Origin of the sequence: Streptomyces sp. NPDC093546 (assembly GCF_044765045.1) — a bacterium.
Taxonomy (GTDB): Bacteria; Actinomycetota; Actinomycetes; order Streptomycetales; family Streptomycetaceae; genus Streptomyces.
The window spans coordinates 19,750-34,547 of the sequence record NZ_JBIWJG010000019.1 but is presented as its reverse complement, the minus strand read 5'-3'; the positions used below and the strand labels follow the sequence as shown (position 1 = coordinate 34,547).

Here is a 14,798-nt window from a genome sequence, read left to right as displayed (position 1 = left end):
CGGAAGGGCACTCCCCCATGTCGCACAGAAACGCCGCAGCGGTGTGCGCCGTCGCCGCGGCCGCCGCGGGCGCGCTGCTCCTGGCCGCGCCGCAGGCGGCGGGCGCCGCCGCTCCCCCCGCCCCCGGGCCCCTCACCGCCGCCGACACCCTGGCCGTCTCCGCCGCCCCGCCGGAGCTGCTGGGCGCCCTGCAGCGGGACCTCGGCCTCACACCCGCCCAGGCCGCGCGGCGGCTCGCCAACGAGGCGGAGGCGGGCGCGGCCGCGGCCCGGCTCCAGCAGCGGCTGGCGGGCACGTACGCCGGGGCCTGGGTGGACGGCGCCGAGGCCGGCACGCTCACCGTGGCCACCACGCGGGCCGCCGACGCCGCCGCGATCACGGCGGCCGGGGCCCGGGCCCGGGTCGTGCCGCACACCCTGGCCGAGCTCGACCGCACCAAGGCGGCCCTGGACCGCGCGGCCCTCCGCAACTCCACGGCCGACGCGCCCGTCTGGTACGTCGACGTCCGCGCCAACACCGTGGTGATACGCGCCGTGAAGACGTCGGCGGCCGAGTCGCTGATCCGCGCGAGCGGCGCCGACCGGACGCGCGTACGGGTCGAGGCGACCACCGAACGACCGCGCCCGCTCTACGACATCAGGGGCGGCGACGCGTACTACATGAGCGGCGGCGGGCGTTGCTCCGTCGGTTTCGCCATCACCCGCGGCACCCAGCAGGGGTTCGCCACCGCGGGCCACTGCGGCCGGGCGGGCACGAGCACGAGCGGCTTCAACCAGGTGGCGCAGGGCACCTTCCAGGCGTCCAGCTTCCCGGGCCGGGACATGGCGTGGGTGGCGGCCAACAGCAGCTGGACCTCGACCCCGTACGTCAAGGGCGCCGGCGGCCAGAACGTCCAGGTGACCGGGTCCGTGCAGCAGCCGGTCGGCGCCTCGATCTGCCGCTCGGGCTCCACCACCGGATGGCACTGCGGCACCATCCAGCAGCACAACACCAGCGTCACCTACCCCGAGGGCACGATCACCGGCGTGACCCGGACGTCCGTGTGCGCCGAGCCGGGCGACTCGGGCGGCTCGTACATCTCGGGCAGCCAGGCGCAGGGGGTCACCTCCGGCGGTTCGGGCGACTGCCGCAGCGGCGGGACGACGTTCCACCAGCCGATCAACCCGCTGCTCCAGGCGTACGGGCTGACGCTGAGGACGACGACGGGCCCGGGCGACCCCGGTGACCCGGGCGACCCGGGCGAGCCCGGGGGCACCTGGGCGGCCGGCACGGTCTACACGGCCGGCGATCAGGTGACCTACGGCGGCGCGGCCTACCGCTGCCTCCAGGGCCACCAGGCGCAGGCGGGCTGGGAGCCGCCGAACGTGCCGGCGCTCTGGCAGCGCGTCTGAGCACGGGCGCCGGGCGGACGCCGGGCCGACGCCCGGGGCGCCGCGCACCGCGTACGGGATAATGCCGGGCATGCGCATTTCAGCCAGGGCCGACTACGCGGTGCGTGCCGCGCTCCAGCTCGCCGCCGCGCAGGACACGGGGCCGGTCAAGGCCGAGGCGATCGCCGCGTCCCAGGGCGTGTCCCACAAGTTCCTGGAGTCGATCCTCAACGACCTGCGCCGCGGCGGACTCGTGCACAGCCGGCGCGGCGGGAACGGCGGTTACTGGCTGGCGCGGCCCGCGGCGTCGATCAGCGTCGCCGACGTCATACGGGTCGCGGACGGGCCGCTCGTGTCGGTGCGCGGGGTGCGGCCGCCGGAGTTGTCGTACTCCGGAGCGGCGGAGTCGCTGCTGCCGCTGTGGATCGCCCTGCGGGCCCACGTGCGGCAGATCCTGGAGGGCGTGAGCCTGGCCGACGTCGCCTCGGCCAGGCTGCCGGCCGAGGTGTCGGCGCTCACCGAGAACCCGACCGCCTGGACGAATCCCTGATCCGTCCGATCCACGACCGTCTCACGTTGTGGTCCCACGGTGTCCACGCCTCGAACTGCCCCTTGGGCACGGGGAGTCACCTCTGCCACTATCCCTACTGAATCAGTGGGGAAACCGGAACTCCTGTGAGGTGACCGTGGCGACCGCGACAGCGCCGACATCGGCGGACGACGTGAACTGGCCGCGCGTCACCCGGGAGGTCGCCGACGACCTCGCCGCCGACGCGCTCGCCCGAGACCGGGCGGGCGGCCCGCCGTTCGACGAAGCCGCACGCCTGCGCGAGGCCGGTCTGCCGGCGCTGCTCACACCGCCCGCACCGAAGGCGGACGGCGGCGCCGACTGGCGGACGGCCTGCGCGGCGGTCAAGGAGATCGCGGCGGCCGACGGCTCCATCGGCGAACTCCTCGCGCACCACTACGTCCTGGCCTGGAGCGGCCGCTTCCTCGGCTCCGGCGACGCCGCCGCGCGCTTCGAGCGGCGCGCCAGGAGCGGCCGGTGGCTCCTCGCCGGGGGCATCGACCTGCCCGACGGCGACGGAGGGACCGGGGACGGGGGCGGGAGCGGGGACGACGGCGCCGGGCCCGGCCTCACCCTCGTACCGCGGGAAGGCGGCGCGTACGTCCTGAACGGGCGCCGGCGTTTCGACGCCGGGGTGGCGGTCGCCGACCGGCTGGTCGTCGGCGCCCGATGCACCCGGACCGGGGACTTACTGGTCGTCCTGGCGGACCCGGCGCATCCCGGCGTGTCCGCCGTCCCGGCGGCCGACCAAGTCGGACAGCGCCTGTCGGGTGGCGGCACCGTCGGTTTCGACGGCGTCCCGGTCGGTGCGGCCGACGTCCTCGGGGCCGTGCCCCGCGACGACCACGCCGTCGCGCCGTTCACCGCCCTCGCCCCGCTCGCGCTGCGGCTCATGCGGGTCCACGTCGCCCTGGGCGTCGCCGAGGGCGCGCTGGCGGAGGCGCGCGACGTCAGCCGCGCCGCACAGGCCGCCCGGCCGCCCGCGGCGGAGGGCGCGGACCCGTACCTCCTCCTCGCCTACGGAGAGCTGGCGACCGCCGCGCACACCGCCGCCGCGGTCGTGGAGCGCGCGACGGACGCCCTGGCGCGCGGGCTGCCGGCGGGGGTGGCGCTCGACGTGGAGGAACACGCCGACATCGCCGTGCTCGTCGCCGCGGCGGAGGCCGTCACCAGCAGGTCGGCCGTGCACATCACCACCCGCGTCCTGGAACTCACCGACAGCGCGGGCTTCGACCGCTTCTGGCGCAACGCGCGCGTGCTGACCGCGCACACCTCCCCGGCCCGGCGCCTGCGCGACATCGGCGACCACTACCTCAACGGCACCCTCCCGCGTCTCGCGCCGCTGTAAGCACCTCGATCACACCGCCCGGACGGGTACGGCGGCCGTTCCTGGGGACTCGCATCTCCCGGGAGGACACCGGCCGAGGGAGGTGCCATGACCGCAGGGGTGCCGGCGCTGGACTCGGTGCGGGGCGTGGTCCTGGACACCGACGGGGTGATCACCGACTCGGCCAGGGTGCACGCGGCGGCCTGGAAGGGGGCCTTCGACGCCTTCCTGCGCGACCATCCGCCACCGGACCCGGGGCAGCGCCGCCCGTTCGACACCGGCGAGGACTACGCGCGCCACGTGGACGGCAGGTCCCGCCCCGACGGAGCGGCGGCCTTCCTGGCGTCGCGGGGCCTGCGGCCGGACGACGCCGCGGTGGCCGAGGTGGCCGCCGTGAAGGAGCGGCTCTTCACCGGGCTGCTGCGGGAGCGGCCCGTCGCCGCCTACCCCGGCACGGTGCGGCTGCTGCGGGCGCTGCGCGCGGCCGGGGTGCCGCTGGCGGCGGCGTCGGCGTCCCGGCACGCCCGCGAGCTGCTGGCGGGCGCGGACGTCATCGGCCTCTTCGACGCGGTGGTGGACGGGGCCGAGGCGGCGCGGCTGGGACTGCCGGGCAAGCCGGAGCCCGCGCTGTTCCTGGAGGCGGCCCGCCGGCTGGGGGTGCCCGCCGGGCGGTGCGCGCTCGTGGAGGACGCGCTCGCGGGCGTGGAGGCGGGGCGGCGCGGCGGCTTCGGCCTGGTCGTGGGCGTGGACCGCCGGGCGGGCCCCGGCACGGCGGACGCGCTGCGCCGCGCGGGCGCCGACCTCGTCGTCCACGACCTCGCGGAACTCCTTGCCCACGGACGAGGGAGCCCGGACGTGACGGACTGGACGTGGGGGTACGAGGCGTACCTTCCGGAGGAGGAGAGCCTGCGGGAGTCCCTGTGCACCCTCGGCAACGGCTACTTCGCCACCCGGGGCGCCGCCTCCGAGTGCGCGGCCGACGGCACCCACTACCCCGGTACGTACGTGGCCGGGTGCTACAACCGCCTGACGTCCGAGGTGGCCGGGCGCACGGTCGAGAACGAGGACCTGGTCAACCTGCCCAACTGGCTGGTGCTGCGCTACCGGCTGAACGGCGGGGGGCGGCCGGGCCCCTGGCTCACCCCGGACAGCCGCCGGCTCCTCGAGCACCGCCAGACGCTCGACCTGCGCCAGGGCACGCTGGAGCGGGTGACACGGTACGAGGACGAGCAGGGGCGGCGGCTTACCGTGCGGCAGCACCGGCTGGTGCACATGGGCGACCCGCACCTGGCGGCCCTGCGTACGGTGTTCACGGCCGAGAACTGGAGCGGCACGCTGGAGGTGGAGGCCGCCCTCGACGGGTCGGTCGAGAACACGGGCGTGGCCCGCTACCGGCAGCTGGCCACCCGCCACCTCATCCACGTGCACACGGGCGACGCCGCCTCCGACACGGTGTGGCTGCGCTGCCGCACCACCACCTCGGACATCCGCGTCGGCATGGCGGCCCGCACCACCGCGGAGGGCGCGGACGGCACGTCCCACCATCCGCAGCGGCGCGCGGTGCAGCGCATGCTGCTGGCCATGGAGCCGGGGCGGGCGGTCGTCGTGGACAAGACCGTCGCCCTGCACACGTCCCGCGACCCGGCGATCGGCGACCCGCTGCACGCGGCCGTGGACCGGGTGCGGCGCGCCGGGTCCTTCGAGGAGCTGCTGGCCTGGCACCGCGCCGCGTGGCAGCAGCTGTGGCGGCGGGCCGAGCTGGAGGTGCCGGACGAGGCGGGCCGGATCCTGCGGCTGCACCTCTTCCACGTCCTGCAGACCCTCTCGCCGCACACCGGCGACCTCGACGTGGGCGTCCCGGCGCGCGGGCTGCACGGGGAGGCGTACCGGGGCCACATCTTCTGGGACGAGCTCTTCGTGCTGCCGTACCTGAACCTGCACTTCCCCGAGACGTCCCGGGCGCTGCTCACCTACCGCTACCGACGGCTGGAGCGGGCCCGCTTCAGCGCGCTGGACGCGGGGTGCACGGGGGCGATGTACCCGTGGCAGAGCGGCAGCGACGGCCGCGAGGAGGCGCAGCGGCTGCACCTCAACCCGCGCTCGGGGCGCTGGGTGCCGGACCACTCGCACCTCCAGCACCACGTCGGCTCGGCGATCGCGTACAACGTGTGGCAGTACTGCGAGGCGAGCGGCGACAGCGAGTTCCTGCACACCAAGGGCGCGGAGATGCTGCTGCAGATCGCCCGCTTCTGGGCCTGCCGCGCCCAGCTGGACCCGGCGCTGGGCCGCTACCGCATCCGCGGGGTGGTCGGGCCCGACGAGTACCACGACGCCTACCCGGGCGCCACCGAGCCGGGCCTCGACGACAACGCGTACACCAACGTCACGGCGGCCTGGGTGCTGGCCCGCACCCTGGACCTGCTGCGCTCGCTGCCCGAGCCGCGACGCCTGGAGCTGGTGGAGCGCACCGGGCTGCACCACGGGGAGCTGGAGCTGTGGGAGGACGTGTCGCGGATGCTGCACGTGCCGTTCCACGAGGGGGTGATCAGCCAGTTCGAGGGGTTCGGGGAGCTGGCGGAGTTCGACTGGGAGGGGCACCGGCGCCGGTTCGGCGACATCCGGCGGCTGGACCGGATCCTGGAGGCGGAGGGCGACAGCGTCAACCGCTACAAGGCGTCCAAGCAGGCGGACGTGCTGATGCTGGGCTACCTGTTCTCGCCCGCCGAGCTGCGCACGCTCTTCAGCCGGCTGGGCTACGTCCTCGACGAGGAGATGTGGCGCCGCACCGTCGACTACTACCTGCACCGCACGAGCCACGGCTCGACGCTGAGCGGCCTCGTCCACGGCTGGGTGCTGGCGCGGGTGCGGCGGTCGGAGGCGTGGCGGTTCTGCCAGGAGGCACTGGAGGGCGACATCGCGGACATCCAGGGCGGTACGACGGGCGAGGGCATCCACCTGGGCGCGATGGCGGGCACCCTCGACCTCGTCCAGCGCGGCCTGACGGGCCTGGAGACGCGGGGCGGGGCGCTGCGGCTGGACCCGGTGCCGCTGCCGGAGCTGTCGGAGTTCTGCTTCACGCTGCGCTACCGGGGCCACTGGGGCGTGTCGCTGCGGATGGCACCGGGGAGCCTGCACATCGCCGTGCCGGGGTCCGGGCGCGACCCGATCGACGTGGAGCTGCCGGAACGGGCGGTGCTGGTCGAACCGGGCGAGGAGTGCGAGCTGCCGCTGCCGGTGGTGCGCTAGCCGGCGCTGGCCGGAGGGCTTCAGGCTTGTTCGAGACGCCGGCGTGCGTGCCGGTGGGCGTCCCACACGTCGACCCGGCGACCGGTGACCTGGGTGGGCGCGAGCGCGACCCACCGCGCGTCCTCGGGGTCCGGCCAGGGGGCGCGGTACGCCCGCCGGTCGAGGCGGCGTACGGCCTCGGGGTCGGTGACCGGGCGGGGTTCGCCGACGATCAGGACGCTCCAGCCGCGGCCCACCGCATCGTCGATGTGGTCCACCTCGAAGGCGATCTCGCCGCCGGGGCCGGTCGCCGGAAGGGCGTCGGGCGGCGTCCGGAACGCCACCTCGCCCTCGGCCACGACATAGGTGACCGGCATGATCGCGGGGTGGCTGTGGCTGGTCAGCGCGACCCGGCCGACGCCGTGGGTGCCGAGCAGGGCGCCGCACTCGTCGCGGCTCAGCTCGGTGAGGAGCGGCCGCTGGGCGGGGACGCCGGAGCCGGGCGGAAGGTCGGCGGTGCCGCCCTCCAGCTCGATGACGCTGGTCTCCAGCGCGTCGGCCAGGCGCAGCAGGAAGCCGATGCCGGGGGTGGCGGGCTGTTCCTCCAGGTACTGGATGTAGCCGGGCGCCGAGCCGGCGCGGCGGGCGACCTCTTCGCGGCTGAGGCCGAGCTCCTCGCGGCGGGCGGCCACGCGGCGGCCGATGTCCCCGCAGCAGTGGCCGTGGCCCTGGGAATGCTTCTCGGACATGAGGCACCGTCCCTTCGGTCGAAGGGCACCCTGTCCTCACCGTAGCCACCGGGGCCCGGGTCCGCACGCCCCGGCGCCGCCCTGCCCTTGCCGCAGCGGGTCCTGCTTCTCGCCCGGGGTCCTACTGCTCCCCCGGCCCCGGATCCACCACGTCGCGGCGGCGGCCCAGGGTCTCCTCCCGCTCACGCTCGACGATCGCGGGGTGGTGCAGGTCGAAGGCGGGCGACTCGGAGCGGATGCGCGGCATGGTGATGAAGTTGTGGCGGGGCGGCGGGCAGGAGGTGGCCCACTCCAGGGAGCGCCCGTAGCCCCAGGGGTCGTCGACGTCGACCCGCTTGCCGTGGCGGGCGGTCTTCCACACGTTGTAGAGGAACGGGAACGTCGACAGGCCCAGCAGGAACGAGCCGATGGTCGACACCATGTTGAGCGCGGTGAACCCGTCGGCGGCGAGGTAGTCGGCGTACCGGCGCGGCATGCCCTCCGCGCCCAGCCAGTGCTGGACGAGGAACGTCAGGTGGAAGCCCGCGAACAGCGTCCAGAAGTGGATCTTGCCGAGCCGTTCGTCGAGCATGCGCCCGGTCATCTTGGGCCACCAGAAGTGGAAGCCCGAGAACATCGCGAAGACGATCGTCCCGAAGAGCACGTAGTGGAAGTGGCCGACGACGAAGTAGCTGTCGGTGACGTGGAAGTCCATCGGCGGCGAGGCGAGGACGACGCCGGTCAGCCCGCCGAAGAGGAAGGTGACGAGGAAGCCGACGGCCCACAGCATCGGGGTCTCGAAGCTGAGGGAGCCCTTCCAGGTGGTGCCGATCCAGTTGAAGAACTTCACGCCGGTCGGCACCGCGATGAGGAAGCTCAGCAGTGAGAAGAAGGGCAGGAGCACCGCGCCGGTGGCGAACATGTGGTGCGCCCACACCACCACCGACAGGCCGGTGATGGCGATGGTGGCGCCGATGAGGCCGATGTAGCCGAAGAGGGGCTTGCGGGAGAAGACCGGAAGGACTTCGGTGACCACGCCGAAGAACGGCAGCGCCAGGATGTACACCTCGGGGTGGCCGAAGAACCAGAACAGGTGCTGCCACAGCAGCGTGCCGCCGTTGCGGGGGTCGAAGACGTGCGAGCCGAAGGCGCGGTCGGACTCCAGGGCGAGGAGCGCGGCGGCGAGCACGGGGAAGGCGAGCAGCACCAGGACGGAGGTCAGCAGCACGTTCCAGGTGAAGATCGGCATCCGGAACATGGTCATCCCGGGGGCCCGCATCCCGATGATCGTGGTGATGAAGTTGACCGCGCCGAGGATGGTGCCGAACCCGGAGAGCGCCAGGCCCATGATCCACAGGTCGGCGCCGATCTGGGCGCTGTGCTCGCGCCGGTTGAGCGGGGCGTAGGCGGTCCAGCCGAAGTCGGCGGCGCCGTTGGCGGTCAGCAGGGAACCGACCACCATGAGGCCGCCGAAGAGGAAGAGCCAGTACGACAGCATGTTCAGGCGCGGGAACGCCACGTCGGGCGAGCCGATCTGGAGCGGCATGACGGCGTTGGCGAACCCGGCGAAGGTGGGGGTGGCGAAGAGCAGCAGCATCACGGTGCCGTGGAGCGTGAAGGCCTGGTTGTACTGCTCGTTGGTGACCAGCTGCATGCCGGGGCGGGCCAGTTCGGCGCGGAGCACCAGGGCCAGGGCCCCCGCGAAGAGGAAGAAACCGAACGAGGTGACCAGGTACAGGTGTCCGATCCTCTTGTGGTCCGTCGTGGTCAGCCACCCCACCAGGGCGCGGCCCCGACGGCGCCAGGGGGAGGAGGAGACCGGTGCCGGGGCGACGGGCTCGGTCGATGTCACCATGGGCCGCAACGCTACGCAGTACCGCGGGGCGCGGAGGGTTTGGCTCGCCTGGCCGTGGCCACGTCACTCGTATTGGGCAGCGGTCGGGAGCGGCGGGCGGTGCCGGGCGGCGTTCCCGGCGCGCTCAGTCCCGCCCGCGCGCACGCCGGAACCGGGCGAGGCCGTCGGCGAGGTCCACGATGGGGTCGGGGTAGTCGTGACGGGCCCGCTCGCGGGGCGGCAGCGTCCACGGCTCGTGCACGGCCGGCCCGGCCAGGCCGGCGAGTTCGGGCACCCAGCGGCGTACGTACGCGCCGTCGGGGTCGTAGCGCTTGCCCTGGGCCACCGGGTTGAGGACGCGGTTCGGCCGGGAGTCGGTGCCGGTGCCCGCCACCCACTGCCAGTTGAGCTGGTTGTTGGGGATGTCGCCGTCGACGAGCAGCTCCAGGAAGTGCCGGGCGCCGACGCGCCAGTCGACGTACAGCGTCTTGGCGAGGAAGCTCGCGGTCAGGAGGCGGCCGCGGTTGTGCATCCAGCCCTCGTGCGCCAGCTGCCGCATGGCGGCGTCCACGACCGGGTAGCCCGTCAGGCCCCGGCGCCACGCCTCGATGTCGCCGGCGGCGGTCCGCTCCGTACGCCAGTGGTCGTGGCGGGTGCGGTAGTCGCGGGTGGCGGCGGCCGGGCGGGCGGCGAGCACCTGGCGGTGGAAGTCGCGCCAGCACAGCTGCCGGACGAACGCCTCGGCGCCCGGGCCGCCGGCGCGCCGGGCGCGGTGGACGGCCTCGGTCGCCGAGACCGTGCCGAAGTGGAGGTGCGGCGAGAGGCGGGAGGTGGCGTCCCCGGCGAGGTCGTCGTGGCCGTCCTCGTAGCCGGCCGCGCCGGTGCGCAGCCAGGCCGTGAGCCGTGCGCGCCCCTCGGTCTCGCCGCCGGGCGCCAGGCCCGGGGAGGTGCCGGGCACCTCGGCGCGCGCGGGGAGCGGCCCGGAGGGGACCTCGTCGGGTACGGGCACCCGGCGGGGGGCGGCGAGCGGCTCGCGCAGCCGTACGCCCGTCCAGCGCCGGTGGTAGGGGGTGAAGACGGCGAAGTGGTCGGAGGCGGCCGGGGTGAGGGCGCCGGGCGGCACCGCCGTGACCACGGCGTCGTGGACGTGCAGGCGGCGGCCGTCCGCCTCCAGCGCGGCGCGGAGGCGGTCCTCCCTGCGGGTGGCGTAGCGGGTGTACTCGGCGGCCATGTGCACCGCGTCGGCACCCGCCTGGGCGGCGACCGCGCGGGTCTGGGCCACCACGTCCCCGGAGCGGACGACGAGCCGTCCGCCACGCCTGCGCAGGCCCGCGTCCAGGTCGCGCAGGCAGTCGGCGAGGAAGGCCCGGCGGTTGGGCGCCGCGAAGCCGGCGGCCTCGATGGCGGAGTCGAGCACGAAGAGGGGCACGACCGGCCCGCCGCCGGCGAGGGCGGCCCGCAGCGGTGGATGGTCGTGGAGCCTCAGGTCGCCCGTGAACAGCACGACGGAGACCGCGCGGTCGGTGGCGCCGCTCATGGCGCGGCCCCGGTGCGCCGGGCGGCCCGCGTCCGGGACCGGCGGCTCCGCTCCTCGTCCTCCGCGGCGCGGGCGATGTTGCGGGCCATGCCGCCGAAGACGGTGGCGTGGAAGGGGGACACGGCCCACCAGTAGGCGTGCCCGAGGAGGCCGTGCGGATGGAACAGGGCGCGCTGGCGGTAGCGGCTGCGGCCGTCGCCGTCCTCCTCGGCGTACATCTCCAGCCAGGCGAGGCCGGGCAGCCGCATCTCGGCGCGCAGCCGCAGCAGCCGGCCCCGTTCGATCTCCTCGACGCGCCAGAAGTCGAGCGAGTCGCCCACCCTCAGCCGGTGCGCGTCCCGGCGGCCGCGGCGCAGGCCGACGCCTCCGGCGAGCCGGTCGAGCCAGCCGCGCACCGCCCAGGCGAGGGGGAAGGAGTACCAGCCGTTCTCGCCGCCGATGCCCTCGATGACCCGCCACAGGGAGTCGGGCGAGGCGTCGACCCACCGGGCGCGCCGGTCGGTGTAGAGGCTGCCGCCCGACCAGTCGGGGTCGGTCGGCAGCGGGTCGCTCGGCGCGCCGGGCACGGACGCGGAGGACCAGCGGGTGGTCACCCGGGCCTCGCGGACCCGGCGCAGGGCGAGGGCGAGGGCCCGGTCGCAGCCGATGGGGTGGCCGGGCGGGTCGGGGACGTGGGCGGCGATGTCGTGCTCCCGGCAGACGACCTCGTGGCGCAGCGACTCGGCGAGTGGCCGGGCGATGCCGGGCGGTACGGGCGTGACGAGGCCGATCCAGAGGCTGGACAGGCGCGGGGTGAGCACGGGCACGGGCACGATCAGCCGTCGGGGCAGCCCGGCCACGGCGGCGTACCGCCGCATCAGGTCGCGATAGGTCAGGACGTCGGGGCCGCCGATGTCGAAGGTGCGGTTCACGTCGGCGGGCATGTCCGCGCTGCCGACGAGGTAGCGCAGGACGTCGCGCACGGCGATGGGCTGGATGCGGGTGCGGACCCAGCTGGGGGTGACCATGACAGGCAGCCGCTCGGTGAGGTAGCGCAGCATCTCGAAGGAGGCCGAGCCGGAGCCGAGGACGACGGCGGCGCGCAGCACGGCGGTGGGCACGCCGGAGTCGAGCAGGATCCGGCCGACCTCGGCGCGGGAGCGCAGGTGCGGGGAGAGCGCGCGCTCCGGTACGCCCGCGGGGGTGAGCCCGCCGAGGTAGACGAGGCGGCGGACGTGGGCGCCCCGGGCGCAGCGGCCGAAGATGCGGGCGGCCGTGCGGTCGGTGTTCTCGAAGTCCGGGCCGCTGCCAAGGGCGTGGACCAGGTAGTACGCCACGTCCACGCCGCGCATCGCCTCGCGCACCGACTCCTCGTCGGTGACGTCGCCGCGGACCACCTCGACCCGGTCGGCCCACGGGAGGTCGCGGAGCTTGCCGGGCGAGCGGGCCAGGCAGCGGACGCGGTGGCCGGCGGCCAGCAGCTCGGGGACGAGCCGGCCGCCGATGTAGCCGGTGGCGCCGGTGACGAGGCAGAGCGCCGGGCCGTCGGGGCGGTTCATGGGGCTCCCTGGGGGTCCGAGGCGGTGGGTCCGTGTCCTTCCACCCTCGCCTCCGCGCGGCCCGGGCGCCTGGTGGACACGACCGCGCGCGACGCATTGACAGGAGTGGGCCGCGAGCCGAGACTCTTCGCCCGCACAAAAGTGAAACCGATTTCACCACGCGAACGGACTTTCCCAGGGACGGTCATGACTTCTCCACGCACGTTCCGTACGGTCTTCCCCGTGCTCGCCCTGTGCTGGCTGGCCGTCTTCTTCGACGGGATGGACGTCAACATCTACGGCGCCGTCATGCCGCACATGCTCGACGACGCCGGGCTCGGCCTCACGAAGGCGAGCGCGGGCGCGATCGGCAGCTGGACCACCTTCGGCATGCTCATCGGCGCGCTCGCCGCCGGGAACGTCACCGACTGGCTCGGGCGCCGGCCCCTGCTGGTCGCGAGCATCACGCTCTTCTCGTTCGGCTCGGCGCTCTGCGCGCTCGCGGGCAGCCCGGCGTTCTTCGGTGCCGGGCGGTTCGTGTCGGGCCTGGGGCTCGGTGGGCTGATGCCGCTGTGCCTGGCGATGGTGATGGAGTTCGCGCCGCCGCGCCGGGCCGCCCTGACGACAGGGCTGCTGATGACCTCGTACCACGCGGGCGGCATGGCCGCGACGGGCCTCGGCCTCACGGTGGCGCCCGCCGCCGGGTGGCGCTGGGTGTTCTGGGCGGGCGCGGTGCCCGCCGTCATCGCCGTACCGCTGCTGCTCAGGCTGCTGCCCGAGTCGCCCGGGGTGCTCCTCGCGCGGGGCGAGCGGGAGCGGGCGGACGCGGTCGCGGACCGGTACGGGCTCGCGCGGCCGACGCCCGTGGAGGCGCCGGCGGCCGGGGCGAAGGGCCGCCTGGAGGCCGTACGGGCGCTGTTCCGGCCGGAGTCGCGGTGGGCGACGCCGCTGCTGTGGCTGGCGGCCTTCTGCGGGCTGCTGCTGGTGTACGGGGTGTCGACGTGGCTGCCGCAGATGATGCGCGCCTCCGGCTACGGGGTCGGCTCCTCCGTCAGCTTCCTGCTGGTCATCAACGCGGGCGGCATCGTCGGTCTGCTCATCGCGGGCCGCACCGCCGACCGGTTCGGCCCGGTGCGGGTGTCGGCGATCTGGTTCGTGCTCACGGCGGCCGGGGCGCTGCTGCTGCGGTCGCAGCTGCCGCTGGGGTGGACGTACGTGGTGGTCGCGGGCACCGGTGTGGTGCTCTTCAGCGCGCAGGTCATGGTGTACGCCGCCGTCACCACCGTCTACCGCGACAGCGAGCGCGCCGCGGGCCTCGGCTGGGTGACCGGCGTGGGCCGTACGGGCGCGGTGTTCGGCCCGTGGCTGGGCGGGGTGCTGGCGGCGAGCGGCCACGACAGCTGGGGCTTCACGGCGTTCGCCCTGGCCGGGCTGGCCGGCGCCGTCGCCATCGCCTGCGTCCCGCTCGCCGCGCGCTCCCCGCGCGGCGGGGCCGCTCAGCCCATCGGCAGGCCGGTGTAGTTGTCGGCCAGCTCGGCGGCGGCGTGCGGCGAGGTGGCGATCCGTTCGAGCTGCGCGAGCTGGAGGCGGGTGTCGAACGGCGACTGCGCCGGGGCGGCGTGCAGGGTCGTCGTCATGGCGTACGAGAAGTGCTCCGCCCGCCACACCCGGCGCAGGCAGGTGTCGGAGTACGCCTCCAGGAGCTCCTCCGAGCCGGTGTCCGCCCGGTGCGCGAGGGCCCGGGCGAGCACCACCACGTCGGCCACGGCGAGGTTGAGGCCCTTGGCGCCGGTGGGCGGCACGATGTGCGCGGCGTCCCCGGCGAGGAGGAGCCGCCCGTGGCGCATCGGCTCGGTGACCCAGCTGCGCATCGGCAGCACCGCCTTCTGCGTCACCGGGCCGCGCTTCAGCCGCCAGTCGGGCGCGGAGTCGAGGGCGAAGCGGGCGTCCAGCTCGTCCCAGACGCGCTCGTCGGGCCAGTCGGCGGGGTCGGTGCCGTTCGGGACCTGGAGGTAGAGGCGGCTGACGGCCGGGGTGCGCATGCTGGCGAGGGCGAAGCCGCGCGGGGAGTGGGCGTAGATCAGTTCGTCGTAGACGGGCGGCGCCTCGGCGAGGATGCCCAGCCAGGAGTAGGGGTAGGTCCGCTCGTACGTGGTGCGCAGGTGTTCGGGGACGGCGGTGCGGGCGATGCCGTGGAAGCCGTCGCAGCCGACGACATAGTCACAGGTGAGGGTCTGTTCCCGGCCCTCGTGGGTGTAGCGGATGGCGGGGCGGTCGGTGTCGGCGCCGTCGACGGCGTGGACCTCGGCCTCGAAGAGCAGCGGGCCTCCCTCGGCGAGCTGGAGGGCGACGAGGTCCTTGACCACCTCGGTCTGGGCGTACACCGTGACCCTGCGCCCGCCGGTGAGGGCGGGGAAGTCGAGGCGGTGGGCGCGCCCGTCGAAGCGCAGCTCGATACCGTCGTGGACCAAACCCTCGCGGTCGAGGCGCGCCCCGGCGCCGACGGAACGCAGCACGTCGACGGTGCCCTGCTCCAGGATGCCGGCGCGCTGGCGGCGCTCGACGTACGCGCGGTCGCGGCTCTCCAGCACGACGCTGTCGACACCGGCGCGGTGGAGCAGCCGGGCGAGCAGCAGTCCGGCCGGGCCGCCGCCGATGATCCCGACGGTGGTGTGCATGCGCTCTCCTGTTC

Annotated in this window: 10 protein-coding genes and 1 pseudogene; 6 read left to right on the top strand and 5 right to left on the bottom strand. The window is 74.9% G+C overall.

Features of this window, described 5'->3' with window-relative positions; all coding sequences use genetic code 11:
- Positions 1-17 precede the first annotated feature (17 nt).
- The 5 genes and pseudogenes from ACIRNI_RS29410 to ACIRNI_RS29390 all read left to right on the top strand — a co-directional run bounded on the left by ACIRNI_RS29410 (position 18) and on the right by ACIRNI_RS29390 (position 6,511).
- A complete protein-coding gene (locus tag ACIRNI_RS29410) occupies positions 18-1,391 on the top strand; it encodes a carbohydrate-binding protein (RefSeq protein ID WP_403556017.1) in 1,374 nt (457 codons plus the stop codon).
- A 70-nt stretch (positions 1,392-1,461) separates the two neighbouring features.
- Positions 1,462-1,920, top strand: a complete 459-nt coding sequence (locus ACIRNI_RS29405; protein WP_403556015.1) for an RrF2 family transcriptional regulator — start codon at positions 1,462-1,464, stop codon at positions 1,918-1,920.
- Between the two features lie 136 nt (positions 1,921-2,056).
- Positions 2,057-3,286, top strand: coding sequence for an acyl-CoA dehydrogenase (locus ACIRNI_RS29400; protein ID WP_403556013.1), 1,230 nt, complete (start codon positions 2,057-2,059; stop codon positions 3,284-3,286).
- A gap of 87 nt (positions 3,287-3,373) precedes the next feature.
- Positions 3,374-3,994 (top strand): annotated as a pseudogene (locus tag ACIRNI_RS29395) (HAD family hydrolase); the annotation flags it as partial.
- A gap of 126 nt (positions 3,995-4,120) precedes the next feature.
- Positions 4,121-6,511, top strand: a complete 2,391-nt coding sequence (locus ACIRNI_RS29390) for a glycoside hydrolase family 65 protein (RefSeq protein ID WP_403556149.1) — start codon at positions 4,121-4,123, stop codon at positions 6,509-6,511.
- 20 nt (positions 6,512-6,531) lie between these two features.
- Here ACIRNI_RS29390 and ACIRNI_RS29385 read toward each other — a convergent pair whose 3' ends face one another.
- The 4 genes from ACIRNI_RS29385 to ACIRNI_RS29370 form a co-directional block, all read right to left on the bottom strand.
- Entirely contained in the window at positions 6,532-7,239 is a 708-nt protein-coding gene (locus tag ACIRNI_RS29385; protein WP_403556011.1) for a helix-turn-helix domain-containing protein, read from the bottom strand.
- 121 nt (positions 7,240-7,360) lie between these two features.
- The gene (gene ctaD, locus ACIRNI_RS29380; RefSeq protein ID WP_403556009.1) at positions 7,361-9,073 is read right to left on the bottom strand and encodes a cytochrome c oxidase subunit I; all 1,713 of its coding nucleotides are present in this window, start codon (positions 9,071-9,073) and stop codon (positions 7,361-7,363) included.
- Positions 9,074-9,197: 124 nt separating this feature from the next.
- Positions 9,198-10,589 carry a cryptochrome/photolyase family protein gene (locus ACIRNI_RS29375; protein ID WP_403556007.1) on the bottom strand — a complete coding sequence of 464 codons (1,392 nt, stop codon included), beginning with the start codon at positions 10,587-10,589 and terminating at the stop codon, positions 9,198-9,200.
- On the bottom strand, positions 10,586-12,127 hold the full coding sequence (locus ACIRNI_RS29370) for an SDR family oxidoreductase (protein ID WP_403556005.1): 1,542 nt from the start codon (positions 12,125-12,127) through the stop codon (positions 10,586-10,588). The genes ACIRNI_RS29375 and ACIRNI_RS29370 overlap by 4 nt, the downstream gene beginning before the upstream one ends.
- Positions 12,128-12,313: 186 nt before the next feature.
- Between ACIRNI_RS29370 and ACIRNI_RS29365 the strand changes: the two genes are divergently transcribed.
- Positions 12,314-13,627 carry an MFS transporter gene (locus ACIRNI_RS29365; RefSeq protein WP_403556003.1) on the top strand — a complete coding sequence of 438 codons (1,314 nt, stop codon included), beginning with the start codon at positions 12,314-12,316 and terminating at the stop codon, positions 13,625-13,627.
- Here ACIRNI_RS29365 and ACIRNI_RS29360 read toward each other — a convergent pair.
- Positions 13,603-14,784 carry a 4-hydroxybenzoate 3-monooxygenase gene (locus tag ACIRNI_RS29360; protein WP_403556001.1) on the bottom strand — a complete coding sequence of 394 codons (1,182 nt, stop codon included), beginning with the start codon at positions 14,782-14,784 and terminating at the stop codon, positions 13,603-13,605. The two genes, ACIRNI_RS29365 and ACIRNI_RS29360, sit on opposite strands and share 25 nt — an antisense overlap.
- Positions 14,785-14,798 lie beyond the last annotated feature (14 nt).

Bases quoted from the DNA above. Each gene is read 5' to 3' on its own strand.
- ACIRNI_RS29410 (WP_403556017.1), top strand. From the start codon at position 18: ATGTCGCACAGAAACGCCGCAGCGGTGTGCGCCGTCGCCGCGGCCGCC.
- ACIRNI_RS29365 (WP_403556003.1), top strand. From the start codon at position 12,314: ATGACTTCTCCACGCACGTTCCGTACGGTCTTCCCCGTGCTCGCCCTG.
- ACIRNI_RS29360 (WP_403556001.1), bottom strand. From the start codon at position 14,784: ATGCACACCACCGTCGGGATCATCGGCGGCGGCCCGGCCGGACTGCTG.
- ACIRNI_RS29375 (WP_403556007.1), bottom strand. From the start codon at position 10,589: ATGAGCGGCGCCACCGACCGCGCGGTCTCCGTCGTGCTGTTCACGGGC.
- ctaD (WP_403556009.1), bottom strand. From the start codon at position 9,073: ATGGTGACATCGACCGAGCCCGTCGCCCCGGCACCGGTCTCCTCCTCC.
- ACIRNI_RS29405 (WP_403556015.1), top strand. From the start codon at position 1,462: ATGCGCATTTCAGCCAGGGCCGACTACGCGGTGCGTGCCGCGCTCCAG.
- ACIRNI_RS29370 (WP_403556005.1), bottom strand. From the start codon at position 12,127: ATGAACCGCCCCGACGGCCCGGCGCTCTGCCTCGTCACCGGCGCCACC.
- ACIRNI_RS29385 (WP_403556011.1), bottom strand. From the start codon at position 7,239: ATGTCCGAGAAGCATTCCCAGGGCCACGGCCACTGCTGCGGGGACATC.